A 24915-nucleotide genomic window follows, 5' to 3' on the forward strand; every position below is an offset into this window, starting at 1 on the left:
GTCAGTGTAATTTTCATGGTTCGTAGCATGATCCTGCTTTAAGGAAAAATCAAGCACCTTCAATGATCACGGGTATAACTGTGAGTCATTTTTCATCAGTCCCTTATAACGCGTTTTGATGAACCCGAACTGGCACTTGATGATGCGAAATGGGTGTTCCACTTTTGCACGGATACTGGCTTTCAGGTATTCAATCCTGATGACAGTTTTGTTCTTACGGGGATGCTTTTTCAATGCGCGAATTTTGCTGGGGCGCTCGGCGATTAACCATTCCACATCAGCGTCTTCCAGCTCTTCCCGTTTCTGTGCGCCCTGATAACCGGCATCGCCGGAAACGAATTCCTCTTCACCGTGCAGCAACTTATTCAATGGGTTTAGGCCATGTTCGTTGGCGGCAGTAGTGACTAGCGTATGGGTGAGACCGCTGTTGGCATCAACGCCAATATGGGCTTTCATGCCGAAGTGCCATTCATTGCCTTTCTTGGTCTGATGCATATCTGGGTCACGTTGTTTGTCTTTGTTCTTGGTGGAACTTGGGGCTTCGATAATCGTGGCATCCACCAAGGTGCCCTGTGTCATCATCACGCTGCAGTCAGACAGCCATTGATTGACTGTTTTGAACAGCTTGCGTGCCAGTTGGTGTTTTTCGAGTAAATGCCGGAAGTTCATGATGATGGTGCAGTCTGGGAGCGCTTTATCCAGTGATAATCGTGCAAACTGACGCATTGAAGCAATTTCGTATAACGCATCTTCGGTCGCTTCGTCACCAAGACTGTACCATTGCTGCATACAATGAATGCGGAACATTGTCTCAAGTGGATACGGGCGGCGGCCGTTGCCGGCTTTTGGGTAAAAGGGTTCAATCACTTCGAGCAGTTGAGACCACGGCAACAGGTTGTCCATCCGGGATAAAAAAATCTCTTTACGTGTTTGGCGGCGCTTGCTGGAAAACTCACTATCGGCAAAGGTGAATTGTTGGCTCATGGGTGTTGGTCGTTGTGATGGACTGTACCACTATGATCTCACATTAGGGACTTATTCGCACCTTCCCTAACACAGTTCGCCTGTCTGCTTCAGACAACAAGTTTGCAACGGACTCGGGCAACAAATGGAACAACCAAGCCATCGCCAAACAATCGGTTGCAGCTCGGTGTCCTTCATAAAACCAACCTAAGCGAAGCAGCAGGTACTCAAGCTTTCGACTTTCAAAACCCAATGCTTTCCAATCTATGCCACTGGCTGAACAGGCCCAAGATAGATGGCCTAATGTGACAAACCGCTTTTCAAAGAAAGGACGATCAAACTGTGCATTGTGCGCGACCACCAGCGGATCATCGGATAACCAACTCGCAACCAGTGCATCATCAATGCGCTGGCGTTGCACCATGTCATCGGTGATACCGGTTAACTCGGTAATCAGCTCAGGGATTGGCTTGCCGGGATCTTCATACAAACTGATCACATCAACAATCGACACAATCCGCTTAGCAGAGGGGCTGTAAAGCACCTTAACCAAATAGTAGAGAACCACCATTGGCTGTTCATCACCGACCACAGCAGAAAGTTCAAGTGGCCAGGACTGCGGTTTACGCGTTAATGGAATGCGCTCCAGCAATCTAAAATCTTCTGGTCTTTCTGGGATATCCGCGAGGCGCTCTAGCGGAAATGGTGCAGGGGCTCTTGTCATTGATGGTTCCTCTTCAATTCTGTTGTTCGCTTTGGGTTATTTCACTGTGCCCTGTTCGTTTATAAACGCGTTTGTACAAAATGCACCTTGGATACCTCAGCGTTTTTTTAATCTTTCTACTGGGTGAACCCATGTATGAAGGCTTTGGCTAAGCCTTTCAGAAAGTCTTAGCTAAACCGTTTAGGCAACCCTTACCGATACCCTTTACGTATGGCTTAGCCAACCCCTTTTCAAACGGTTGCAAAAGGCTTGAACCGAGTTCGACTGAGCATTTTAATGATTCTCCTGACTTCGCTTTAAGCCAGTAAATTCAATACGAAGCAGAATTTTACTAACTGTTTTGAAACCCTTTGCGAAGGGTTCAACAAGCCTTGTTTGACGGTTACCTAACCCATGCGTTAACCAGTAGCAGTAACAGGATCATTAACAGAAACAAGAACAGTAGGCAGAAGCAGTATTGTCCAAGCCTTGCGGCTTTGACGAGGGCGAGCGATCCCCCACATCAAGCTTTTCAACACAAAAAAGAAATCACCCACGAAACAACGTCTTACTCGAACAACTACAGTTTTACCTACAATTTTACTTGTAGAAATCAGCATAGTATTAGATACTGTATGAACAAACAGTATCAATTCTATTTTTTTCGAGGTTCGTCATGAGTGTCTCGCTGATAGGCCGTAGCGGCGCACTTGCCTTCATCAAAGCCAAGCGCCTTCGTATTCCATTGTTCATGGAACGTGTTTCTGCTGGTTTTCCCTCACCAGCGCAGGATTATGTTGAGCAAACGCTCGACCTTAACGAGCTTTGCATCAAACGACCGGCTGCAACGTTCTTTGTGCGTGTTGAAGGTGATTCTATGATTGATGCCGGGATTCACCCAGATGATATTCTGGTGGTTGATCGCTCTGTCCAAGCAGAACACGGTGACATTGTCATCGCTGGTATCCATGGTGAACTCACGGTAAAGGAACTTCAACTAAGGCCGTGCGTCATGCTGATCCCAAGAAACCGGGCGTATGAGCCCATTCATATTCCTGAAGGGACAGAGTTAGAGATATTTGGTGTGGTCACCAATGTGGTGCGAAACATGCGCCGCAAGTCGTGACGATCCCATGCCTGTATTTGCCGTGGTGGACTGCAACAATTTTTACGCCAGTTGTGAGAAGCTGTTTCGTCCTGATTTAAAAGATACGCCGGTTGTGGTGCTGTCCAACAACGACGGCTGCGTGGTAGCTCGCTCACGTGAAGCCAAGTCACTAGGTATTAAAATGGGTGTACCCGTCTTTCAGATCAAAGCTGAAATGCAGCGCCATGGTATTTTGGCATTCTCGTCCAACTATGCGCTATATGCAGATTTAAGCAGTCGAGTGATGCGCACTTTGGAGGAGATGGCACCAAGAGTAGAGGTTTACTCCATTGACGAAGCGTTTTTGGATTTAACCGGTATTGAGTCTGCCATATCCCTTGTCGAGTTCGGACAACAAGTGCGGGAGCGCATAGGCCACTGGATTGGGATCACCGTCTGTGTCGGCATTGCACCGACTAAAACACTCGCCAAACTGGCAAACCATGCCGCCAAAAAGTATCCCGCCACTCAGGGCGTTGTAGACCTGACCAATCCAGATCGGCAACGTCGATTACTCGCATTAGTCCCAGTTGATGATGTTTGGGGCGTTGGTAGACGGCTTTCTAAGCGTTTAAATGCTTTGGGTATCACCACAGCCCTAGACCTAGCCAATGCCTCTCCTAGAGCCATCAGAGACCAGTTTTCAGTGGTTTTAGAAAGAACCGTCAGAGAGCTCAATGGTGAGTCGTGCATTGAACTTGAAGAGATCCCGCCAACTAAGAAGCAAATCGTCTGTAGCCGTTCATTTGGCGTAAAAGTAACGCAATTTGAATTGTTACGTGAAGCCATATGTGAATACGCAACCCGCGCCACTGAGAAGCTTCGCAAAGAACAGCAGCAAGCCAAAGTGATGACCGTGTTCATACGAACCAGCCCCTTTAAGGACAACGAGCCGCAGTACAGCAATTCCGCATCGGGCGAGTTGTTGATCCCCAGTTGCGATACGCGGGATTTTATCGAGCTGGCCAATCACTTACTCAAGCGAATTTGGAAGGATGGTTTTCGTTATGCCAAAGCGGGCGTCATGCTGTCTGACTTTTACGATCCAGGCATGTTTCAACCAGGACTATTCGATGACGTATCGACCCGCTCTAATAGCCAACAGTTAATGTCTGTATTGGACACCATTAACCAAAGTGGTGCCGGAAAGGTTTTCTTTGCTGGACAAGGTACGAAGCAAGATTGGTCGATGAAGCGAGAGCATTTGTCTCCCGCCTACACAACACGTTGGGACCAGTTGCCGCGAGTGAAGTAGCGCAGTTAACTCAATAGGCATTCACTCTGCGACGCAGCATGTTGAGCTTATCAACTTGGCGTCGAATATCACTGAAGAATTCTTCTTTCTCCATGGCCAGCGCTAACTCCCATTCTTTGGCTAGACCTTGGCAGTCCAAAAATGAGTATCTCAGCTTCGTCTTTGAAATACGCAGTCCCTTGCTAAAGATCACGCGCTTGCCTCGTTGACCGTAAAAACTGTTGATGTACCACTCTATGCCAAAGCCATACTTAAAGTCTCTGATACGGACACCAAGCAGACCCCAGTCTTTAAAGGGCGCATTCTCTCGAACCTTGTAATGGGTAACCCAAAAGTCATCAACTTCAGCTCGTGCCAGCGCTTTTAGCCTGTCCGTTTCTTGCTGAAGTAAATCTGATACCTCTGCTTTCCATTGTTCATTGACGATTTTTACCAAACCAATTTCCCCATCCAATTAACCCCAAAAGCCAAAACCACTATCCGTTTGGCTTTTGGATCGAAACGCCAAACGTAAAACTACCGTAACAATCCCTGTTTGGCGTCTCGATATAAATCAACTCACGCAATCCCATACCTGACAAGGGATACAGCCCGATTTCACTTAAAAACGCCTAAAAAGACGTATCGTCATGAAGATACAAACCGTTTGGCGAGTTCAGGCCAGAATGCAAACGACGTTTGGCGTCTCGATTTTTTTGACTAGGTCATCCGCCGCCAAACAGAGCCTATTCTCATACTTTTGCGAAAATGCAATAGGCAGATAGATGAAAGGATTTGTCACCTTTCTGCCCACCGCCAGTGCACCGAATCCTGATAATGACATTTGAGTGAACCGCCAGAGCACTTGGAAATGCCCAAGCGTGGCCAGTGCGGTTGATTGAAAACCGTTAGAGCACTTTGCGTGCACAGGAGATAAGTATGTTTGTATTAGGCGTAGATATCGGTTACTCAAACCTGAAGCTGGCAATTGGCCAATCAGGCAGTGAACCGAAAACCATTATTCTGCCTGCGGGTGCCGGTCCTGCGGATCGTATGCCAGAGCGTATCGGTGGAGGCGATGATGAAACTTGTTTGTATGTGTCAGTCGATAATGAGCGTTGGGCCGCTGGTGTGCCTGCTGGACGCCTTCAAGGCTGGGAACGAGAGCTTCACCCGGAATATCCCACCACAAAAACCTATAAGGCGCTTTTTCATGCCGCCTTGTTAATGGCTGAAACTGAGTCCATCGATTTGGTTGTCACTGGATTACCGGTTTCCCAGTTTCATGAACCACAACGTAAGTCTGACCTTGTACAGCGTTTAAAAGGTGTCCATCAAGTGACGCCTAAGCGCAGCATCACCGTTCATGACGTCAAAGTGCTGCCGCAGCCTGCCGGTGCCTATATGGATCTGGTTCAAACAGGTGGTGATTTGGGCTTGATTGAAGAAGGTCGCGTCGTCGTCATAGATCCCGGCTTTTTTTCTGTTGACTGGGTTGCCCTTGAGGCCGGAGAAATTCGCTACAGCTCATCAGGAACCAGTCTTCAGGCAATGTCCGTGCTACTGGAAACCATTGATAAGCTGATTTCTGAAGATCATGGTGCCAAAGTGGGTATGGATCGACTTGAAAAAGCCATGAGAACCGGCGACTTGCAGGTGCTGCTATTTGGAGAAAAAGTCGATATTTCACCTTATCTGAATGCTGCCATGAAAAAGGTAGCGCCTGTTGCTCTTACAGCCATGCGCCAATCCATGCGTGACGAAAGCATTAATGCGGACTTGGTATTGATCGCCGGAGGTGGAGCCATGGCTTATAAGGAAGCGGCCAAGGAGATTTTTTCACGAAGCAAGATCATCGTGCCGGAACAATCTGTTTTGGCGAACGTCCGAGGCTTCTGGTTTTATGGGGCATGATTATGAGAGTTGTCGTCAACATTCCCCCAGGGAGCCACCCTGAACTGCTCAAAGAATTAGAAAAGACGCCGCCACGGGAACGCGCTGAGCGTCTGCGGATGCTGGCCACCTTTGGGTTAATTCACATGAGCCAACCCAATCTATCCACGACATCTGTACCGGTGGATGGCCTTGCACCAGATGGTGAAGTTACTTCTATGAGTACAGCGCCAGAACCTAAAGCAGAATCACGTAAACAATCATTAAAATCAAAACTAGGGCTGGGCTTATAACATGGCGTTATCAGTTAGCTGGCTCGATGCCAGGTTAAATAAAGAAGCAAAAGAAACCGTAGTAAAAGCTGACCGAGACGGGCTAAGTGCTCGGGTATCGCCCAAGGGCAAAATTGTTTTTCAGTTTCGTTATCGGTTCGATGGCAAGCAACAGCGGGTAGACATAGGTACTTACCCCCTTATGAAGCTTGCTGAAGCCAGGAATGAGCTGGATAGGTTAAGGGCAGTACTTGATCAAGGCCGAAACCCCAAGCTCTACCTACAGCAGGAACGGGCTAAGTATTCTGCTAATCAAAGCTTCGAATCGATTTTTCGAGACTGGATAGACTCTGCCGGTAAGCAAGGGCTAAAGGAGAAAACGTGGCACTACCAAAAACGCAGCAGTGAAATATATTTGCTGCCCCGACTTGGCAAGTACCCATTAACTGACATCAATGAATTATCCTTGCGTAACTGTCTTCGTGAGGTTTCGGAGTCGTCCCCTTCAAACACAGAACGCCTAGTTTCTGTGCTGCATAAGTTTTATGACTGGCTGATAGATGAACAGATTTTGGAAATTAACGCTGCCGCTGGGATCACTGCAAAAAAGGTCGGCGGTAAGAAAGGCAAACGAACTCGGGTGCTAAATGACAACGAGATCAGGATACTTTGGCGCTATTTGCATGAGTCAAAAATCACTGAGAAGAATCGCATCTACATAAAACTGCTTCTCTTATTGGGAGGGCGCAAGGGCGAACTCATTCAAGCTGAAAAGCATCACTTTGACTTGCAATCTGAAATGTGGACAGTGCCCATAGAGATCCGCAAACAAGGTGAGAAAATTGGAGCGCCGATCATGCGGCCACTAATTAAACCAGCTATCGAGCTGATTGAACTGGCGATGCAGATGAGCAAATCAACTTACTTGTTTCCCGCGAACGGACAAGAAGAACTTGCCACAAATGGCTTTGATACCACTATTCCTAACAATGTGAAAATCTGGGCTCGCAAGTCGCTTGGTATTGAGATGGAACATTGGTCTATGCATGATCTTCGCAGAACGATGCGAACGCGAATGTCTGCCATCACCACGCAAGAAGTTGCCGAGTTGATGATTGGCCACAGCAAAAAAGGGTTGGATGCTATCTACAACCAATATCAGTACCTGGATGAAATGCGTCATGCTTACGACGTTTGGTATCAACAGCTAGAGACCATCATCGAGCCGACAGGCTTTCCGTTCAACTGGCGTTTCGGACGATAAAATAAAAGAAAGAGGCTCAGTCCTCTTTCTTCTCATACTCCTCCAAATCTTCAATGTGCCACAGCTTGTTTCGTGTATTTCGGTTGATACGAGGTTGCGGCAAGCTGCCATCTTTTATTCTTCGCCAGAGCGTCGTATAGCTAATGTGGTAACGAGCCATCACTTCGTAAGATGTTAGAAAAGGGGTTACCTTGTGCACTACTGCTGTCATCTGCATTCTCCTGAAAATCAATGTAAAGCTATCATCGCCTGATTCATCACTTGTTGATGGTCAGAAAGATGCATGATTTGTTCAGAAGATCAGCCTTATCACGACTCCAGTATCATTGCGCAGTTTACAAAATTTCCAGTTTACGGCGGAAACCGCCGTAAAATCGTGTGAAGTTAAACCATCTTTATCAATATGCACGCTCTAGCTACTAGGTATTCAGCGTAGCGGTATGCTTCGTAAGTGCCTTTCAATGGCTTCAATCACTGACTTTGTAAGGGGTAAATGCGTTTTTTCTTTCGCCCATACCTCATGGAAGCCTGCTACAGTTTGCTTTGCGGTATCTAACACCAATTTTTCTGGCAACATGGCTTTAGCCGCGAGGTGTGATAACTCATCCAACGTGAAATCACTGAATTTCTTGCTACGGCTCACCTTAAGCGATGCACTATCATCTGGGATATAGGGAATGGTTGAAACGAAGTCATAAGCAGGTGCAATAGACGCTGTGCGCTTATCTTTGTAGATCACAGACCAATTCTTCAAATGCATATCTGCATTGCCAATTAGGGTATTGAACACCAATCGGCGAGTAAATTCTGCAATGTCTTCGTCTTGCCCTTCAATACCGATAACATGAGCAATATTCCGCATGCTAGCTTTTTTGTATTTATCTTGAGGATAAACGCCAAACACTTGCGCAAAGTCCTCAATGTGCACAGCTTGACCATCTGCACGGTCAAAACGCTTAATCACAAACGCACTGTCACCAAATTTGCCAATGCCATTTGGGATATTAGCAATCCGATTAATAGGGAGTAGCTGCGTTTCTGGCACGTCCATTCCCAACATTCGAGCCAGTTCCATCATCGAATATTCATTTTCTGGCACAGCTTCAAATCGAGACGACGGCAATTTTACAATCCAAGAACCACCTTGACCGGTTGCAGGGATCGTCAAACCGCCATTTGCCTGCTGCACAGCTGAAAACTTCAACTGCACTCCCGCCAATGAAAAACGCATTGGCTCATCTGTTTTCGTTTCATCTTCTATGTCTTGATGCACACTAGGTGGTAAAGCTTCACCATCCGCAGGCACAACCGTGATTGCGCCTGCCAAATCCTGTCCCAGTACCCACAATAGAAAAAACTCCCGCGCTGGATTAACACCGGCACGCTCTGCCAGGTAATTTCGCATGGTTTCTTCTGGCAAAAGGTTAGAGAAAAACGGGGTTAACTTGGTTTGGGTCGGTTTGAAGCTAGTCAGCAAGCCACCTAGCGAATCTTTAAAGCCAAGCCCTAACACAGGCCGTGATTCGTCATTAATGTACGAATCCATAAAGGCAAAAATCGTTCTGTCATTGCCCACGTTGGTGATCGTTGCAATGGGTTCACCGTAAAGCAAAACGTTGAGCGTAGAGACATGGTTAGTCATCGTCGTCTTCCTCTAACTGATATGCGGGCGACATTGGCTCACCCTCGTCGCTGATGCCGTTAATACCTTGTCCACTTCGAATGATCGACTTGATGGCAGGTACAGATTTTTTAGGCGCAACCAATAGCTCTAGGTCTAGTACACGGGCAAGTGCAATCAAACTGGATATTCTTAAATCAACACTGCCAGACTCGATTTTCGAAATATGGCTTTGAGGCACCCCCGAACGAGCACTTAACTCTCTCTGGCTAAACCCCTTTCGTACCCGAGCTTCTCGAAGACTTTCTAGTATCTGCTCTGTTACATAGCTCATTTTGATACGCCTTAATGCATCACTTAAGAATAATTATATACAAAAACATATCACAGTGACTCAAATAACACAAATTCGATTAGCTATTACATATCAAAAGCCATGAACTGATACATAATTATATAAGTAGAAGGAGATTTTTGTCATCGACAAAAGAGCGATACTCTCGCTGATAATCGCGAACTGACGCATCAAACTCCCTAAGTACTTTTGTCGCTCAGACCTTATACAGCAAGGGCTACAGAAGAACTCGCGTCAAATCGCCAGAAGATAAGTGCAACAAAGAGGAAGTTTGTACACAGTTACAGGAAATTTTGTACACACAAGTCGAAAAACAAGTGCAAAATGATGGTGTAAACAGCAACTAAATTTGAAGGTAAGTCTGATATCTCAATTAGAAATAACCGTATTGGTTCGCTTCAAGCATCTTCAAAAACAAACACTAGAGCAAAAATTACACCAACAATAGACTCCCTCATTAAATTTTGTAATTTGGCACAGAAGAAAACATTTACCAAAAAAAGAGACTCTTTTTAACGGTAGTACTTTTTACGTCAAACCCAGTAACGACAAGGCCTACAGCCAGGTTTGTGTCATGGAATTTTCGCCAAAGACCTCTAAAACGGAATTTGTACTCAAGTTTGTACACACTTTCCGAGATTACGCTTGAACATCATTGAAAAGCAAAGAAACGAGAAAAAGACAAAAAACCTTTAAATTCAGTAAGTAGAGATGTGATTGTGGTGTGCAATGAAAGGTGATTTTAAGCGTTGAAAGGCTGGGTGGCATCAGGGTGAGAAATAATAGCGAACGTTCTGCGCTTAGACACTTCGCCTAAAAAAAGGGGATTTGACATTAGTTAATCTTCTAAATTACTTTCATGCTCACAAAATAGGCAAGCATATCTACTATTCGATATTGTGCGGTATTCTCGCTTATTATCGCTGTGCTAGCAAACTGGAAAGACATGAACTGAATTTACTCGGCTCACCAGCCTTTACCTGCAACTAACAAGGGAAAGCCAGCGCCACACAAAGAGATGTAAAAATTCAAAAAATTGTTATTACATATTCAAAAGCCTCGAATCCGGATACGCATTTAAAGCATAAGTGTTGATGAGGTAATTAGTAACGGCCTAAAACTAACTCAAAAATAAGTAACTCATGATAATGGCGTCTTCCTTACCATTTCCCGATTTAGCTGGGTAATAGTTGTAACGACGGTCCACTTCATTAAAACCTGCTTGCTCATAAATATGGATAGCTGGGTGATTACTTTCACGCACTTCTAACCAAGCACTCTCTGCTTTGGCTTGTTCACAGTATTCAATAAACGCGTCCAGCAATTTTTGCCCTAGCCCTCTGCCCTGTTGAGAAGGCGCTACTGCAATATTTAATAGTGTCACTTCTCCAACAATATTCTGTCCATAGAAGTAACCAACCACTTGAGAGCCTTCCAGCATCACATGATGGCAAGCACCGCGACTGGATAAGTCACGAACCAAAGATTCGGCCCAAGGGTGAGAATGTGCTTGCTGCTCGATTTGCCAAACTTGGTCGAGGTGCTCTGCACGCATCGGCGTAATTTCAATTGTCACGCATTAGCTCCGTTAAGAGTACGAACAGATTTGTTGCCACAATGCGCGGCGCTGTTCGTTATTACCATCAATATCTTGTAATAGTGGCGAGACCAGGTGCTTTGCCTTGATGCTTTGATCAGCCTCACAGCCTGCAAACCACACCCACTCTAGCTGATGTTCACCCAGCATGGATAAGCGCTCAGGCTCTAGGTGTAGCGCATCATCAAGCGTGAGCTTAATGCTTTTTAATACGCGCTCAAACATCAATGCCGTCTCGTTTTCTGGACATATTGGCGATACCAATAGGAGTTTACATGAACTTTGCAAATCCAATAATGGCGATTGATAGCCTTCCAGTCTTTCAGGGTGTACCAGCTCCCATGTGCTGATCCCCATTTCACGTAAATACTGTTTCTCGTTAATTGACATTTTCCGTCACCTATTTGAACGAGGGCAATCCTATCAAATTATCGCGATTATACCTAAAGGACTTCAAGGAACACCTGAACACAATGAGATGGTTTGGATATTCCTGAACATAGCGTTTTGCCAACGGCCACACATTGGGTATGACATATGAGGTACATTATGAAATTCTTAAATACGCTACTACTTTGCACACTGGTAGCCGCCACCAGCGTGAGTGTTTTTGCTAATAACAGCGATGAGTGGGAGCTGATTGCAACGAAAACCGTTAACTTTCATACAGAAACAGATACCGTGACACCAAATAGCCTATTCCGAAACCGAAGCTTCAGTAAAATAAAACTAAAATGTGTGCAAGGAACGGTAGACATTAATGGTTTAAAAGTCGTCATGACAGATGGTAGTGAGAAAAAGCTTTCCTCTATGGGCGTACTAACAAGCGGATTGTCGACTCGTGCCTGGAGCCTTCCAGGTACAAAAGAAGCCAAGCTAAAACGGATTGAAATGACTTACAGTAGCTGGGGAAGCACAAAACTTAGCCTGCTAGGGGTAAGTAAAAAAGCGAAAATAGAGGTCTGGGGCAAAAAGAAAAGTAACCAGTCATCCTAACCTCCCTATCTCAGTTTTCAGTGAATAAGAAAGAAGCCCACTTAGTCGTGGGCTTCTTTCATTTACAGTTCAGAGAACTCTGGCGCATAGTCTATGCGTCCGGAGCGTCCAGCACATTGACCTTCGACCAACTCTGCGACTCGAAATGCACCTTTAGGGACATCCCAAGCACATTCAAAGCCCATCTCGTCGCATGATTGAAAACCCTGGCGCGCGTAATAATCAGGATCGCCCAACACCACACACACTGGGTAGCCAAAATCACGCAGTGAATCAAAACCTTCTTTGATCAACTCTGCAGCGATGCCTTGGCGACGGTAATCTTCATGAACAGCTAATGGCGCTAGCCCTTGCCATGACAAATCTTCACCATTTAAGGTCACAGGGCTAAATAAAGCATGGCCTATCACCTCTCCCTCATCTGTACACGCGACTAAGGAAAGCGTGAATTTGCTGTTTTCGCGCAAACGCATCACAAGCTCAGCTTCAGCTTCCGTCGGGAAGGCGTGTTTCAATAAGCGGTCAATGGTAAGAATGTCCGCTGGGGCTTCAGTTCGAATAAGCATTCGCTACTCCGGTTGGTTGTGCAGGCGCTTGAACTCCTTTCTGAACAAAATCAGCCAATTGATTCAAAGCGACTTGCATTGCTTTCGGTAACTGCTCTAAGTCGACACTGTCCATTAAGTTTTTCACTTCTAAGCCAAGCTCAGTATCACCTTCAATTGAAAGGCGACGTTGGAAGAACAGTGTGTCAGGGTCTTCTTTACGACCAGCAATCAGTACTAGGTCGTTTAGATTACCACTAAAACTCACATCTTCCTGAACTGGTTTTTCAGCTACCACCAATTTTTCGTCTTGATAGCTGATGTACCATGCTAAGTTCAAGTCTTTAATCGCAACTTTTAACCACTTGTCTTCAAGGAACTCAAAGTCACCATCTTCCAAGGCTTCTTTAAACACCATTTTTAGCCCTTCCAGCAACGCTTTTTGCTGAATTGGCTGTGGTAATAACTGGACTGGAGAACGCAAAATATTAGCTGCGTTCTTTACTAGTTGACTGCGAATCTTGTTTAACACGTTCATTATCCGTTACTTTGTCATTAGGTTGCTTATATTAAGCAATCGTGGCGATGAGATTACTGTTATGTATCAATAAAGTGCTTATTTTAGATTGGTGGTTTATTGCTCACTAACGCTTCTTTTTTTGAACTTACGTGTATTATTGATGCGAACAGGTGGATAAACACTTTTACAACCGTATTTTCAAAGTTATAGTTATCTGAGCGTATCCATGTGATTGTCGACTGCACAGCTAAAACCGCGAGCCCTTTAATGGCAGGTAACACTTTAGCTTGGTGGTAGACCGCCGCAGGCTTATCAGGGTGTCGCTTTTTATACACGGACGAATAATCTGGCTCATTGGAGATCGGTAATACCCTAATGCCTTCCCAGCAATTAAAACATTGGTTTGCCACGCTAACCTCAAATAGCCCTTTCTTCTTTGCCATTCTTGATAAAAAACACAATTATCGAATGGTAAGTGACCGTTACTGCGATATCGCAGGTTTAAGTCATGAGGAAATCGTCGGCTTAAACGATTGCCAAGTGCTGGGTGAACAGTTTTATAAGAAGCTTGCACCATACTATCAGCGCGCGTTCAAAGGGGCACATGTCGAAGCCGAAATCACGCTCGATGAAACCGACCTTGAAACCAGTCTTCACTTTAGTCTTTCGCCAGTTTTTGAAGGTAACGACATTCGCTTTGTTGTTTTTCACGCTGTCGATACTTCAGAAAAGCAGATACTCGTTCGCTCCTTAGAAGAGTCCGAAAGTAAGTTTGCGAAGTTAACACAACTGCTACCAGACGGCTTACTGCTTATCGAAGATGATATTGTCATCTCTGCGAACCCCGCATCAGCGCGCCTTCTCGGACTTAACTCTCCTCATGAATTGTTGGGCGAAGAGCTAAGTCGTTTATTCATCGATGAAAACAGTAAAAAGGTATTTAGTCATCGATTGAGTACATTAATTTCTGACAAACCTTTTGTCTGCTTAACCAGTGCAAGATGCGGCTTTGAACGGAAAGTTCAGCTACACGCGGATTCCACGGCGATATTAGGTAGCGAATCTCAAATTATCCTAATCCAAGATGCTGATGATGCGCCCAAAAACCTGTCTTCTGCATCGAATGAAGACATACACATTGACTCGCTCACCAAACTCTACAACCGCTTTGGCTTCACCAAACGTTTGGAACAGCTGATCAAAAAGCAAACACCGCTTCTGGTGTTCTATTTGGATATCGATAACTTCAAAAACATTAATGACTCACTTGGTCACCATATTGGCGATAAAGTGATTCAAGAGGTATCGGCCCGTCTTAAACGGTTACTACCAAACCAAGCGATTATTGGTCATTTGGGTGGCGATGAGTTTGGCGTCATTCTGCCGGAGCCAGAAAACACCCGCATGGCTGAAATTTTGTCCGATCGCATTATCTCGTTGATCAACCAACCTTTCGACTTGCACCACTTCAGTAAACGCCTTGCCTGTTCAATTGGTAGCGTTCGATACCCTGAAGACGGACAAGATGCGCGAATCCTACTACAAAATGCCGATACTGCGATGTATGAAGCCAAAGATCGTGGTAGAAATCGTCTGATCAAATTTAACGATCAAATGAACAAAGAAGCGCGTATGCGTTTGTGGCTTGAAATCGAACTGCAAAAAGCATTGCAGCAGAACGGTTTGGAAGTGTGGTATCAACCTAAGGTTAACGCGCGAGACTTCAGTATCAACGGCGCAGAAGCGCTCGTTCGTTGGAAGCATCCAGTCGAAGGGTACATTAGTCCTGGCTCATTCATTCCTGTCGCCGAGCGCGCTGGGTTAATAGAACACCTTGGACGTGTCGTGATGCGTGATGTTTTCAATACGGTAAAACGTTGGAAGCAACAAGGCATACTGCCAGGCCGTGTCGCCATCAACCTCTCTCCCGAGCAATTTGGCAACCCACAGCTGATCGACTTTATGGAAAAGCTGCTTCGCACTACCGAGCTTGATCCAAGCTGCATTACCTTCGAGCTAACCGAAAGTGCCGTGATGAGTGATAGCGAACATACACTGCAAATGTTGAATGCGATTAAAAAGCTTGGCTTCGCTCTCTCTATCGATGACTTTGGTACCGGCTACTCTTCTCTTTCTTACTTAGCGCGTTTCCCTATTGACGAGCTAAAAATCGACCGCGCTTTTATTAATGATATCGACACACTACCGAAACAAGTCACTGTGATTGAAAACATCATTAACCTAGGTAAGTCGCTCGACTTAACTGTCGTTGCCGAGGGGGTGGAAACCCACCAGCAAGCGACCCTGCTCTCTAACCTTCAATGTAATGCGATTCAAGGATTCCATTTTTATCGCCCGCAGCCAAAACATGAAATTGAAGAGCTGTTTGTACAGAATCGTCGTCACAAGAACTAACCTCGACCCGATACCCTTACTCGCAAGGGGTAAATATCGACTTTATTGAGCTAAACCTAACTTAGGTCAATTTCGCTATTCATAATTCTTCATAAAATGCGGACACCTTTTTATTTTCAATGATTGTGAGCATATGGAACTCTTGTGTCCCGCGGGTAACCTGCCTGCGTTAAAAACTGCGATTGATTGCGGTGCCGATGCCGTCTACATTGGTTTCAAAGATGATACCAACGCCCGTCACTTTGCTGGCCTCAACTTTAACGGCAAGAAATTAGAAAAAGCGGTGCAATACGTTCATGACCGCAATAAAAAAATTCATGTCGCGTTGAATACCTTCGCTCATCCCAATGGCTTCGAGCGCTGGACGAACGCAGTAGACAATGCAGCGGCACTGGGTGTAGACGCGCTGATTGTTGCAGACATTGCAGTGCTGGAGTACGCGGCTCGCAAATATCCCCATCTGGAACTACACCTTTCAGTGCAAGCATCAGCGACCAACGTCGCAGCCATTGATTTTTACAAACAAAACTTCAACGTAAAACGGGTAGTGCTACCCCGCGTTTTATCGATTCATCAGGTCAAACAGCTCTCACGCAACATCACTAGCGATGTCGAGTTAGAAGTCTTTGCTTTTGGTAGCCTTTGCATCATGTCTGAAGGTCGCTGCTACCTATCGTCATACATGACAGGCGAGTCTCCAAACACTGTGGGAGCATGCTCTCCAGCTAAGTACGTTCGCTGGCAAGAAACAGAAAATGGTCTGGAATCCCGCCTTAACGACATTTTGATCGATCGCTACAGCGCCGGTGAAAATGCGGGCTACCCTACCTTGTGTAAAGGTCGTTTCGAAGCAGAAATCGAAGGCGAGAAAAAACGCTACCACGCACTGGAAGAACCAACCAGTTTGAACACCCTCTCTATGCTGCCAGAACTATTTGCTGCAAATGTGGCGTCTGTAAAAATTGAAGGTCGCCAACGTAGCCCTGCTTACGTAGAACAAGTCACTCGAACATGGCGAGCCGCGATTGACCGTTACCAAGCAAACCCAGAAGCTTACCAAGTCGAAGCGGCTTGGGATGCCGCATTGGCAAACGTGTCTGAAGGTACGCAGACCACACTTGGTGCTTATCACCGCAAATGGCAGTAGAGGTTAAGATGGATAATTCAATGAAATACGCGCTTGGCCCGCTGTTGTACTTCTGGCCAAAACAAGACATCGAAGCGTTTTATGAACAAGCGAAATCAAGCTCCGCGGACATCATCTATCTTGGGGAAACCGTATGTTCAAAACGTCGAGAAATGAAGCCTTCGCATTGGCTTGAAATCGCAAAAGAGCTGTCTGCATCTGGCAAGCAAGTGGTGCTATCAACAATGGCACTACTAGAAGCTCCGAGTGAAGTAAACATAATGAGGAAGTACATCGACAACGGTGACTTCGCGATTGAAGCAAATGACGTATCTGCTGTTCAATTGGCATCAGAGCATAAAGTGCCTTTCGTCGTTGGCCCTGCAATCAATACTTATAACGCACACACGCTCAACTTATTTTTGAAGCAAGGTATGATGCGTTGGTGCATGCCTGTCGAGCTCTCTCGCGAATGGTTAAACGATACTTTGGTTCAGTGTGACGAGCTTGGTATTCGTAACAAGTTTGAAGTTGAGGTATTTAGCCACGGTTATTTGCCTTTAGCATATTCCGCTCGCTGTTTCACAGCCCGAGCTGAAAACCTAGCGAAAGACGATTGCGAAACCTGCTGTATCAAATACCCTACGGGTATCCAGGTCAGCAGCCAAGAAGGACAAGAAGTCTTTAACCTTAACGGCATTCAAACGCAATCAGGGTATTGTTATAACCTGATCAATGACTTACCAAGTATGCAAGGCCTAGTTGATGTGGTCCGATTAAGCCCTCTCGGTGTGAGTACACTTTCTGAGTTAGAGCATTTTCGCTCAAACGAGCACGGCGACAACCCTGAAAAACTTGAAAGCCGCCAATGCAATGGCTATTGGCATCAGCTAGCTGGCTTAGAAGTAAAAAACATTTAGCTCCCCAAAAAAGAAAAGCGAGGCCCAACCTCGCTTTTCTCTATCAGCCATTGTTAACAGGCTTGCACTGTTGGCTCAGCCGAAGTTTCATTAAGCAGCTTTTTCACATCTCGCCACAACATACTGATCACGACCAAACTCAATGCAATGTTAGACAATGGGAAAGCTAACCAAATGCCTGTCACGCCGAAAAGTTTCGGCATAATGAATAAGAATGGCAACTGGACCAGCATGTTGCCTAGTGTTACAAACATAGCTTTGCTGCCTTTGTTTACTGATTGATAGTACGCGGCCGCCACAACTAAAAAACCATCTAAGAACAACGCAAACATGTGTAAACGAATCCCGATCACAGTGCTATCAATCAACTGTTGGTCAGCATTATTAAACACCGCAACCAGTTCGTACGGGAAAAGGTTCATCAAAACAACGAACGCCACCCCACCAAGCACAGATGTCCCCATCGCGACCTTTAATAACTTTCTGATGTTCTCCTGATTACGTGCACCGTGGTTGAAGCTCACTAAAGGCTGCATACCATTCGCAATTCCTTCGGCTATCAGATAGTAAACCGTCACGATGTACCCCAAAATGGCGTACGCTCCGATCAACATTGCACTTCCGTATTGAGCAAATAACGCGTTGTGCAGTGCCACCATCACAGAGCCGTAGGCGTACATAAAGAAACTTGATGTACCTATCATGATAATCTTTGGTGCAGCATCAACCTGAACTTTGAAGTCGCGGATACGAAGGCGTAATGTTGCTTTTGAAGTAAAGAAGTAACCAATACCGAGCACAGTGACCACTAATTGTGCAAGTGCAGTGGCAATAGCGGCTCCGGTTAACTCCCACTCCAACCAAGCAATAAATACGTAGTCTAATACGATGTTAATAACGGCACCGATGACCATCAAAATCGTTGCTAAGTTCGGGCTGTCGTCATTGCGTAACAGAAACGGAACTGCGATAGAACCCAACGTGAATACGCACGCGACAATCAGAATATGCAAATATTGCAGCGCAAGTTCAAACACTCGCCCTTCCGCACCTTGCCAGCGAATAAATTCATCCGAAAACAAGAACAATATTGTAGCAACGACCGGCATCAATGCCGCTAACAACGTCAATCCGGTCGTTAGGATTCGCTTAGCGCCTTCATGATCGTTCTCTCCTTGCTTGATCGAAGTCAGCGCGCCAGTCCCCACCCCAATCATTATTCCTATACCGAGGATCGAACCGATAATAGGCCACGCAACATTGATCCCAGCTAATCCGTCAGCGCCAACATAACGGCCAATAAAAATGCCATCAACTATTTGATACAAACCGTTTACGAGCATTGCTGCGACGGTTGGAATCGTATATTTCCAAAACTGTCTATAAATTGAGTTTTGCATGACTGTCACCAGTAGTTAGCAAAGCTAACCATTTAATTAGCAAGACTAACTAAATGGTTAAATTAAATAAAAGAAAGATGAAACAACAAAAACTAAACCATACAGCTGAGGCCTTTGCTTTAGTTTAAAATGACTTATTACTCAATGCTTTATTCAATAAAGCTTGTAACTGTTCAGCTTCTTGCTGATTTAATTGTTGCATCATTTGGTCAGAGATATCTTTGTACACTACCTGCTCCAAAGACATTTTTTCTGCGACTTCTTCCGTAAGCAACACACGCTTAGCACGAGCATCCTCATTACATGCGATGCGTTTCACCAAACCCTTTTTTTCCAAACGCACAACCATTGTCGATGCGGAAGGCTTAGTCACTTGCAGCTCTTCTGCAAGATCGGTTATTCGCACACCCTCAGGGTAAACCTGAATCACACGTAAATAATCGAACTCATTAAAGCTTAGATGTGATAATGGATCTTCTTTGGCATAGACACGCCAAGCTTTGGCGCAAAAACGCTCTAAATCAATCAAGCTTTCTTCTAATGCCATAAAAGCCACCACCACTTAGTTAGCAAGACTAACTATTTTAAATGAGTCACTCATCAAGTTCAATCATAAAAAAAGCCGCTCTCATCGAGCGGCTCTAAATCATTCAATTTCCAGCTTCTTGGCAGCCTTTAACTTGGCCAATCTATCTTGCTGTAATTGATCGTAAATTTGCGCCAACTCCAAGAAAGAATAGCGATGCTCAACATAATCGTAAACGTTGAACGAAATCGCGAGCTTATAAAGTGAGATGGCACTTGCGATATCACCTTCAAGCTGATTACGCTTTCCAAGGTAGAAATACGTTTCCGTCAATCGTTCAGCTAGGCGATAGTTCTCTCTCGTTCCATCCATAATTGCTTTAAGCGCGTCTTCGTCCGAGACGTCTCGTAGCATGATGGCAACAAGAACCCATCCCCACTCTTCACTACGATCTCGTAAATAACGCTGTTGAAGATTGGCTTTTGCTTGCTCTGGATTTTGCTCAGCTTCGATGATGTACAGCCATAATGAACGAAAAGGATCCGTTGGCATTTCTTGATAATGCTTGGTCATATCTTCTAAAGCGAGATCGATTCTGCCACCATAATACAGTGCAATCGCACGGTTGCGCTCAGCATAGGTATTATCAGGAGCCAACTCTATGGTCGAGTCAAACGCTTCATATGCCGCATCAAACTCTCCTACTTGGGTAAAGTATACTCCCAAAAGATTGAAGATGTCCGGCTGAGCAGGATTCAACTGCAAAGACTGGTTAAAGTCCAAACGGGCAAGATCACGTAAACCAACGCTGTCGTAGTAGCTACCGCGCTCATAATGCATTTTAGCGCGCACTTCATCACTAAGGTCGGGACGTTGTAGCAACTGCGAGAGACGCGCGATTTGTACTTCTTGTTGAACACTAGGCTGAAGTGGCACCGCCATCGGTGGATATAACCACTTTTGTGCTGATTGTTGAGAAGTATTTGCACAACCGGTCAGCGCGATAGCAACACATAAAATTGCGGTTTGAAACCATTTCACTAATTGATACTCCTGTTTGGACCGCTCAAGATTTATTTCTCTTAATGCAATATAGGCGATAACCTCGTTTGAGGTTAATACATCGAAACAAACCAAAAAAGGGGAGCGAAAATGCTCCCCTTTTATAACATGCTTTCAGGCCCTTAATCTAATAAAAGGCTGAAAGTCTCATTTTGTCTTACTCGTCTTTAGCAGCTGGTGCTTCAGCAGCAGCTTCTTCAGCTGGCTTTTCTACCGCTTCTTTCATGCTTAGACGTACACGGCCTTGGCGGTCGATTTCAAGAACTTTAACTTGAACTTCTTGACCTTCAGCTAGGTAGTCAGACACTTTCTCTACGCGTTTTTCTGCGATTTGAGAAATGTGTACAAGACCATCTTTGCCTGGAAGAACCGTTACGAATGCACCGAAGTCTGCTAGACGTGCAACTTTACCTGTGTAGATACGGCCCACTTCAACTTCAGCAGTGATCTCTTCGATACGGCGGATAGCTTCTTTCGCAGCAGTGCCTTCAGTTGCCGCAATCTTGATAGTACCGTCGTCTTCGATTTCGATAGTTGTACCAGTCTCTTCAGTTAGAGCACGGATAACTGCACCACCTTTACCGATAACGTCTTTGATCTTCTCAGCGCTGATCTTCATCGTGTGAATACGCGGAGCAAATTCAGAGATGTCTTCACGAGCACCAGAGATTGCTTCATCCATTACAGATAGGATGTGCTTACGTGCGCCTTGAGCTTGGTTAAGCGCAATTTGCATGATTTCTTTAGTGATGCCTTCGATCTTGATGTCCATTTGAAGTGCAGTGATACCAGTGTTAGTACCTGCTACTTTAAAGTCCATGTCACCTAGGTGGTCTTCATCGCCAAGGATGTCAGAAAGTACAACGAAATCGTCACCTTCTTTAACAAGACCCATTGCGATACCAGCAACAGATGCTTTGATTGGCACACCTGCGTCCATAAGTGCAAGAGAAGTACCACATACTGAAGCCATTGAAGATGAACCGTTAGATTCAGTGATTTCCGATACAACACGTACTGTGTATGGGAACTCATCAACAGAAGGCATTACTGCAGCAATACCACGCTTCGCCAGTTTACCGTGGCCGATTTCACGACGCTTAGGAGAACCTACAAAACCAGTTTCACCTACACAGTATGGAGGGAAGTTGTAGTGCAGTAGGAAGTGATCTTTACGCTCACCAGTTAGCTCATCGATGATTTGAGCATCACGCTGAGTACCTAGCGTTGCAGTAACGATCGCCTGAGTTTCACCACGAGTGAATAGCGCGCTACCGTGAGTACGAGGAAGAACACCAGTACGTACATCTAGTGCACGAACCATGTCTTTTTCACGGCCATCGATACGAGGGTTACCTGCAATAATACGGCTACGTACTACTGTCTTCTCTAGATCATGGAAGATAGTGTGGATTTCTTTTGTGTCTGCTTCAGGATCTTCAGCAAGAAGAACTTCATTTACTTCCGCAGCGATCTCATGGATGCGGTCGTAACGAGCCATTTTCTCAGTAATTTGGTAAGCTTCAACAAGTTTAGCTTCTGCTAGATCAGCAATCTTATTTTTAAGCGCTGTGTTCTCTTCAGGAGCAACCCAATCCCAAGCAGGAGTTGCAACTTCTGCTTTGAATTCGTTGATAGCTTGAATAGCAACTTGTTGTTGGTCATGACCATAAACAACCGCCGCTAGCATTTCTTCTTCAGTTAGGTTGTCCGCTTCTGACTCAACCATCAGTACTGCTGACTCTGTACCTGCAACAACAAGGTCAAGCTTAGAAGTTTCTAGTTCAGTTTGGCTAGGGTTAAGTACAAGCTGACCATCGATATGACCAACACGCGCCGCACCGATAGGGCCGTTGAATGGAATGCCAGAGATAGCAAGAGCAGCAGAAGTACCGATCATTGTAACGATATCTGGCTGAACATCTGGGTTTACAGACATTACTGTCGCGATAACCTGAACTTCGTTTTTAAACGCGTCTGGGAATAGCGGACGGATTGGACGGTCGATTAGACGAGCTGTTAGCGTTTCGCCTTCAGAAGGACGACCTTCACGTTTGAAGAAGCCGCCTGGGATTTTACCCGCAGCGTAAGTACGCTCTTGGTAGTTAACCGTTAGTGGGAAGAAGTCTTGACCTGCAACGGCTTCTTTTTTACCTACAACAGATACGAATACAGACGTATCATCCATTGTGACCATAACTGCTGCTGTAGCTTGACGTGCAATAACGCCAGTTTCTAAAGTAACTGTGTGGTTACCGTACTGGAACGTTTTAACAACTGGTTTTTCGAACATTGTTATTCCTTGTTTCTAATCTTCCTTTAGTGCTTAAAGAAATCTTAGATGTGTTAATTGACACTCAAGGCATTACGAATCGCGACTAGTAAAAAGAAACTCGGAAATTCCTTTTGAATAGTCGCGACCTTTTGGTCGACGTGGTTGACTGTAATGCTATGAGCTTTTGAGAAAACCTCTTACAAGGTTTAGCCGCCAGTATTATAACGGCATAAGTCTAATTTGGCTAAATTTAGGCAACAAAAAAGGGGCATAAAGCCCCTTTTTAGACAAACTGCTATGCAGTCGCTGATTAGCGACGTAGGCCTAGACGTTTGATTAGGTCTTGGTAGCGAGCTAGGTTTTTACCTTTTAGGTAATCTAGAAGCTTACGACGACGAGAAACCATGCGTAGAAGACCACGACGGCTGTGGTGATCGCCTTTGTGCGCTTTGAAGTGACCTTGTAGGTGGTTGATAGAAGCTGTAAGTAGAGCTACTTGAACTTCTGGTGAACCAGTGTCGCCTTCGCCTTGTGCGTATTCTGCAACGATTGCTGCTTTAGTTTCTGCATTCAGAGACATAATTCTCTCCTAATAAGAGTAGGTTTAAAGTTGTAGCAGCCAATCTCTGATTCAGCCGCTACGCGAAGCGAGGATTATAGGGAAATTTCCTATCTCGTGCAATATAAAAATACCGACACTCAGGTCGGTATTTTCAATCATTTACTTGGATGCAACGTCATCTCGGAACACGACCAATCGCTTAGGAGCGATTTTGCCATCTTCGTTCATTTCGCCAACGCCAATAAATAAGCGTTCTTCACCCATAGTAAGGCGAAGTGAGCCCTCTGTCGGAGCACCAAATACTTGAACGGGCTGCCCATGTTGGACCATATCCGCCAGTTCAGGCACCAAGTTGACTTCTGGTAAGTCTTCTACCGCTGTATCCATTGGCAAAAGTAGCGGGTCCAGTAGTTCTCGAGGCGCTCGTTCCTCGCGGTGAGCTTGCTCTAGCAACTCATTTAGTTGCTCAAGTGTTACCATATTCTCGTAAGGGTATTTAGCCACACCAGTACGACGAAGCATAGTTACGTGCGCACCACAACCTAACATTTCGCCCAGATCATCAACGATAGTACGAATATAGGTACCTTTAGAGCAGTGCACTTCCATCTCTACTTCATCGCCTTCAAAACGGTGAAGAACAATCTCATATACCGTGATCTTACGAGATTCACGCGGAACTTCGATGCCTTTACGAGCGTATTCATACAAGGGTTTACCTTGATACTTCAACGCAGAGAACATGGAAGGCACTTGATCAGATTCACCACGGAACTGATCGATGCACGCTTCTAGCTTGTCTAACGTAACATCGACTGGACGCGTCTCTACAACTTCACCATCCGAGTCAGACGTATTGGTACGTTCACCCAGCTTTGCGATCACGCGGTAGCGTTTATCAGAATCAAGAAGAAACTGAGAAAATTTTGTCGCTTCACCCAAGCAAATTGGCAGCATGCCTGTCGCTAATGGGTCCAAGGCTCCAGTGTGGCCTGCTTTCTCGGCAAAGTAGATTCGCTTTACTTTTTGCAGTGCATCATTGGAAGAGATACCTGTTGGTTTGTCCAACAGTATAACGCCATTAATTGGACGACCTTTACGACGACGAGCCATTATTCTTCGTCCTCACGACCAGAATCTTTTTGCTTTTGTTTGTCTGAACTAACGACTTCAGACACTAGGTTAGACATACGCATACCTTCAACAAGCGTATTGTCATAGTGGAAGCGGATTTCTGGCGTTAAACGTAGACGAATACGCTTACCTAACATCATGCGAATGTGCACTTCGTGCTCACGTAGCGCTGCTAGACATGATTCAGGTGTTTGCTCACCCACACATAGGAAGGTCACAAATACTTTTGCGTAAGCTAGGTCACGAGAGACTTCTACGTCTGAGATCGTCACCATGCCAAGGCGAGAGTCACGAACTTCACGTTGAAGGATCATCGCTAGTTCTTTTTGCAGCTGCTGTGCAACGCGCTGCGTGCGGCTAAATTCTTTTGACATATCTTTACTCT

24 protein-coding genes and 3 pseudogenes are annotated in these 24915 nt (G+C 45.3%); 9 read left to right on the forward strand and 18 right to left on the reverse strand.

Translation table 11 applies throughout. The features are described from left to right. Positions 1-75 precede the first annotated feature (75 nt). A pseudogene (locus R7Z77_RS03270) lies at positions 76-984 on the reverse strand (IS5 family transposase); the annotation flags it as partial. 67 nt (positions 985-1051) lie between these two features. Next, positions 1052-1687, reverse strand: a pseudogene (locus tag R7Z77_RS03275) (exonuclease domain-containing protein); the annotation flags it as partial. A gap of 655 nt (positions 1688-2342) precedes the next feature. Between R7Z77_RS03275 and umuD the strand changes: the two are divergent. Together umuD and umuC are read left to right on the forward strand one after the other, a co-directional pair. Then, a complete protein-coding gene (umuD, locus tag R7Z77_RS03280; RefSeq protein WP_005394623.1) occupies positions 2343-2792 on the forward strand; it encodes a translesion error-prone DNA polymerase V autoproteolytic subunit in 450 nt (149 codons plus the stop codon). Then, positions 2761-4068 carry a translesion error-prone DNA polymerase V subunit UmuC gene (gene umuC, locus R7Z77_RS03285; protein WP_284143970.1) on the forward strand — a complete coding sequence of 436 codons (1308 nt, stop codon included), beginning with the start codon at positions 2761-2763 and terminating at the stop codon, positions 4066-4068. The genes umuD and umuC overlap by 32 nt, the downstream gene beginning before the upstream one ends. A 10-nt stretch (positions 4069-4078) precedes the next feature. On the opposite strand, the gene mobI is transcribed toward umuC, so the two are convergent. After that, positions 4079-4522: a conjugative transfer protein MobI(A/C) gene (gene mobI, locus R7Z77_RS03290; RefSeq protein ID WP_031780410.1), complete on the reverse strand. Its 444-nt coding sequence runs from the start codon at positions 4520-4522 to the stop codon at positions 4079-4081. A 464-nt stretch (positions 4523-4986) separates the two neighbouring features. On the opposite strand from mobI, the gene R7Z77_RS03295 reads away from it, so the two are divergent. From R7Z77_RS03295 to R7Z77_RS03305, 3 genes are read left to right on the forward strand one after another with little or no spacing between them, the layout of a single operon-like run. Beyond that, positions 4987-5961 carry a ParM/StbA family protein gene (locus tag R7Z77_RS03295; protein ID WP_001963822.1) on the forward strand — a complete coding sequence of 325 codons (975 nt, stop codon included), beginning with the start codon at positions 4987-4989 and terminating at the stop codon, positions 5959-5961. A 2-nt stretch (positions 5962-5963) separates the two neighbouring features. After that, positions 5964-6233 (forward strand): hypothetical protein, encoded by a 270-nt coding sequence (locus R7Z77_RS03300; RefSeq protein WP_032471961.1) that lies wholly within the window; start codon positions 5964-5966, stop codon positions 6231-6233. A gap of 1 nt (position 6234) precedes the next feature. Continuing rightward, positions 6235-7476, forward strand: coding sequence for a tyrosine-type recombinase/integrase (locus R7Z77_RS03305; protein WP_031780411.1), 1242 nt, complete (start codon positions 6235-6237; stop codon positions 7474-7476). Positions 7477-7492: 16 nt separating this feature from the next. Here the strand turns inward: R7Z77_RS03305 and R7Z77_RS03310 are convergent, their stop codons facing one another. From R7Z77_RS03310 to R7Z77_RS03330, 6 genes and pseudogenes are all read right to left on the reverse strand, one after another. Further along, positions 7493-7687: a helix-turn-helix transcriptional regulator gene (locus tag R7Z77_RS03310; RefSeq protein WP_005394635.1), complete on the reverse strand. Its 195-nt coding sequence runs from the start codon at positions 7685-7687 to the stop codon at positions 7493-7495. 216 nt (positions 7688-7903) lie between these two features. Further along, a complete protein-coding gene (locus R7Z77_RS03315) occupies positions 7904-9118 on the reverse strand; it encodes a type II toxin-antitoxin system HipA family toxin (protein WP_005394637.1) in 1215 nt (404 codons plus the stop codon). Further along, positions 9111-9431, reverse strand: coding sequence for a helix-turn-helix domain-containing protein (locus R7Z77_RS03320; protein WP_000122829.1), 321 nt, complete (start codon positions 9429-9431; stop codon positions 9111-9113). The genes R7Z77_RS03315 and R7Z77_RS03320 overlap by 8 nt, the downstream gene beginning before the upstream one ends. A 784-nt stretch (positions 9432-10215) precedes the next feature. Continuing rightward, a pseudogene (locus R7Z77_RS28875) lies at positions 10216-10287 on the reverse strand (peptide chain release factor 3); the annotation flags it as partial. 285 nt (positions 10288-10572) lie between these two features. Further along, positions 10573-11028: a ribosomal protein S18-alanine N-acetyltransferase gene (rimI, locus tag R7Z77_RS03325; protein WP_005380122.1), complete on the reverse strand. Its 456-nt coding sequence runs from the start codon at positions 11026-11028 to the stop codon at positions 10573-10575. 12 nt (positions 11029-11040) lie between these two features. Next, positions 11041-11439, reverse strand: coding sequence for a DNA polymerase III subunit psi (locus tag R7Z77_RS03330; protein ID WP_064376540.1), 399 nt, complete (start codon positions 11437-11439; stop codon positions 11041-11043). A 159-nt stretch (positions 11440-11598) separates the two neighbouring features. On the opposite strand from R7Z77_RS03330, the gene R7Z77_RS03335 reads away from it, so the two are divergent. Further along, entirely contained in the window at positions 11599-12045 is a 447-nt protein-coding gene (locus tag R7Z77_RS03335; protein WP_064376539.1) for a hypothetical protein, read from the forward strand. Positions 12046-12107: 62 nt separating this feature from the next. On the opposite strand, the gene R7Z77_RS03340 is transcribed toward R7Z77_RS03335, so the two are convergent. Together R7Z77_RS03340 and R7Z77_RS03345 are read right to left on the reverse strand one after the other, a co-directional pair. After that, positions 12108-12611: a GNAT family N-acetyltransferase gene (locus R7Z77_RS03340; RefSeq protein ID WP_005380119.1), complete on the reverse strand. Its 504-nt coding sequence runs from the start codon at positions 12609-12611 to the stop codon at positions 12108-12110. Continuing rightward, entirely contained in the window at positions 12595-13122 is a 528-nt protein-coding gene (locus tag R7Z77_RS03345) for an SCP2 domain-containing protein (protein WP_005394645.1), read from the reverse strand. The genes R7Z77_RS03340 and R7Z77_RS03345 overlap by 17 nt, the downstream gene beginning before the upstream one ends. A gap of 363 nt (positions 13123-13485) precedes the next feature. Between R7Z77_RS03345 and R7Z77_RS03350 the strand changes: the two genes are divergently transcribed. From R7Z77_RS03350 to R7Z77_RS03360, 3 genes are all read left to right on the forward strand, one after another. Continuing rightward, the gene (locus R7Z77_RS03350; RefSeq protein ID WP_005380112.1) at positions 13486-15525 is read left to right on the forward strand and encodes a bifunctional diguanylate cyclase/phosphodiesterase; all 2040 of its coding nucleotides are present in this window, start codon (positions 13486-13488) and stop codon (positions 15523-15525) included. A gap of 133 nt (positions 15526-15658) precedes the next feature. Further along, a complete protein-coding gene (locus tag R7Z77_RS03355) occupies positions 15659-16672 on the forward strand; it encodes a peptidase U32 family protein (protein ID WP_064376538.1) in 1014 nt (337 codons plus the stop codon). A 20-nt stretch (positions 16673-16692) separates the two neighbouring features. Then, positions 16693-17571: a U32 family peptidase gene (locus tag R7Z77_RS03360; protein ID WP_064376546.1), complete on the forward strand. Its 879-nt coding sequence runs from the start codon at positions 16693-16695 to the stop codon at positions 17569-17571. A gap of 53 nt (positions 17572-17624) precedes the next feature. Here the strand turns inward: R7Z77_RS03360 and R7Z77_RS03365 are convergent, their stop codons facing one another. From R7Z77_RS03365 to rbfA, 7 genes are all read right to left on the reverse strand, one after another. Continuing rightward, complete coding sequence (locus R7Z77_RS03365) at positions 17625-18971, reverse strand: MATE family efflux transporter (RefSeq protein WP_064376537.1); 1347 nt, start codon at positions 18969-18971, stop codon at positions 17625-17627. A gap of 124 nt (positions 18972-19095) precedes the next feature. Beyond that, positions 19096-19518 carry a MarR family winged helix-turn-helix transcriptional regulator gene (locus R7Z77_RS03370; RefSeq protein WP_005380103.1) on the reverse strand — a complete coding sequence of 141 codons (423 nt, stop codon included), beginning with the start codon at positions 19516-19518 and terminating at the stop codon, positions 19096-19098. A 99-nt stretch (positions 19519-19617) separates the two neighbouring features. Further along, complete coding sequence (gene nlpI / locus R7Z77_RS03375) at positions 19618-20538, reverse strand: lipoprotein NlpI (RefSeq protein ID WP_005380101.1); 921 nt, start codon at positions 20536-20538, stop codon at positions 19618-19620. Positions 20539-20716: 178 nt separating this feature from the next. Continuing rightward, positions 20717-22852, reverse strand: a complete 2136-nt coding sequence (gene pnp / locus R7Z77_RS03380) for a polyribonucleotide nucleotidyltransferase (RefSeq protein WP_005380098.1) — start codon at positions 22850-22852, stop codon at positions 20717-20719. Between the two features lie 292 nt (positions 22853-23144). Then, on the reverse strand, positions 23145-23414 hold the full coding sequence (gene rpsO, locus R7Z77_RS03385; protein WP_005380094.1) for a 30S ribosomal protein S15: 270 nt from the start codon (positions 23412-23414) through the stop codon (positions 23145-23147). Positions 23415-23555: 141 nt separating this feature from the next. After that, the gene (gene truB, locus R7Z77_RS03390) at positions 23556-24509 is read right to left on the reverse strand and encodes a tRNA pseudouridine(55) synthase TruB (RefSeq protein WP_017820421.1); all 954 of its coding nucleotides are present in this window, start codon (positions 24507-24509) and stop codon (positions 23556-23558) included. Next, positions 24509-24904, reverse strand: a complete 396-nt coding sequence (rbfA, locus tag R7Z77_RS03395) for a 30S ribosome-binding factor RbfA (protein WP_005380087.1) — start codon at positions 24902-24904, stop codon at positions 24509-24511. The genes truB and rbfA overlap by 1 nt, the downstream gene beginning before the upstream one ends. Positions 24905-24915 lie beyond the last annotated feature (11 nt).

The organism is Vibrio sp. 1401, from assembly GCF_033340295.1.

Coding starts and splice junctions, on each gene's coding strand:
- R7Z77_RS03295 (WP_001963822.1), top strand. CDS start 4,987: ATGTTTGTATTAGGCGTAGATATCGGTTACTCAAACCTGAAGCTGGCA.
- R7Z77_RS03310 (WP_005394635.1), bottom strand. CDS start 7,687: ATGACAGCAGTAGTGCACAAGGTAACCCCTTTTCTAACATCTTACGAA.
- R7Z77_RS03320 (WP_000122829.1), bottom strand. CDS start 9,431: ATGAGCTATGTAACAGAGCAGATACTAGAAAGTCTTCGAGAAGCTCGG.
- rpsO (WP_005380094.1), bottom strand. CDS start 23,414: ATGTCTCTGAATGCAGAAACTAAAGCAGCAATCGTTGCAGAATACGCA.
- R7Z77_RS03365 (WP_064376537.1), bottom strand. CDS start 18,971: ATGCAAAACTCAATTTATAGACAGTTTTGGAAATATACGATTCCAACC.
- R7Z77_RS03335 (WP_064376539.1), top strand. CDS start 11,599: ATGAAATTCTTAAATACGCTACTACTTTGCACACTGGTAGCCGCCACC.
- pnp (WP_005380098.1), bottom strand. CDS start 22,852: ATGTTCGAAAAACCAGTTGTTAAAACGTTCCAGTACGGTAACCACACA.
- umuC (WP_284143970.1), top strand. CDS start 2,761: ATGTGGTGCGAAACATGCGCCGCAAGTCGTGACGATCCCATGCCTGTA.
- R7Z77_RS03305 (WP_031780411.1), top strand. CDS start 6,235: ATGGCGTTATCAGTTAGCTGGCTCGATGCCAGGTTAAATAAAGAAGCA.
- R7Z77_RS03355 (WP_064376538.1), top strand. CDS start 15,659: ATGGAACTCTTGTGTCCCGCGGGTAACCTGCCTGCGTTAAAAACTGCG.
- R7Z77_RS03330 (WP_064376540.1), bottom strand. CDS start 11,439: ATGTCAATTAACGAGAAACAGTATTTACGTGAAATGGGGATCAGCACA.
- R7Z77_RS03350 (WP_005380112.1), top strand. CDS start 13,486: ATGCCTTCCCAGCAATTAAAACATTGGTTTGCCACGCTAACCTCAAAT.
- truB (WP_017820421.1), bottom strand. CDS start 24,509: ATGGCTCGTCGTCGTAAAGGTCGTCCAATTAATGGCGTTATACTGTTG.
- R7Z77_RS03315 (WP_005394637.1), bottom strand. CDS start 9,118: ATGACTAACCATGTCTCTACGCTCAACGTTTTGCTTTACGGTGAACCC.
- R7Z77_RS03300 (WP_032471961.1), top strand. CDS start 5,964: ATGAGAGTTGTCGTCAACATTCCCCCAGGGAGCCACCCTGAACTGCTC.
- R7Z77_RS03360 (WP_064376546.1), top strand. CDS start 16,693: ATGAAATACGCGCTTGGCCCGCTGTTGTACTTCTGGCCAAAACAAGAC.
- umuD (WP_005394623.1), top strand. CDS start 2,343: ATGAGTGTCTCGCTGATAGGCCGTAGCGGCGCACTTGCCTTCATCAAA.
- R7Z77_RS03370 (WP_005380103.1), bottom strand. CDS start 19,518: ATGGCATTAGAAGAAAGCTTGATTGATTTAGAGCGTTTTTGCGCCAAA.
- R7Z77_RS03340 (WP_005380119.1), bottom strand. CDS start 12,611: ATGCTTATTCGAACTGAAGCCCCAGCGGACATTCTTACCATTGACCGC.
- rbfA (WP_005380087.1), bottom strand. CDS start 24,904: ATGTCAAAAGAATTTAGCCGCACGCAGCGCGTTGCACAGCAGCTGCAA.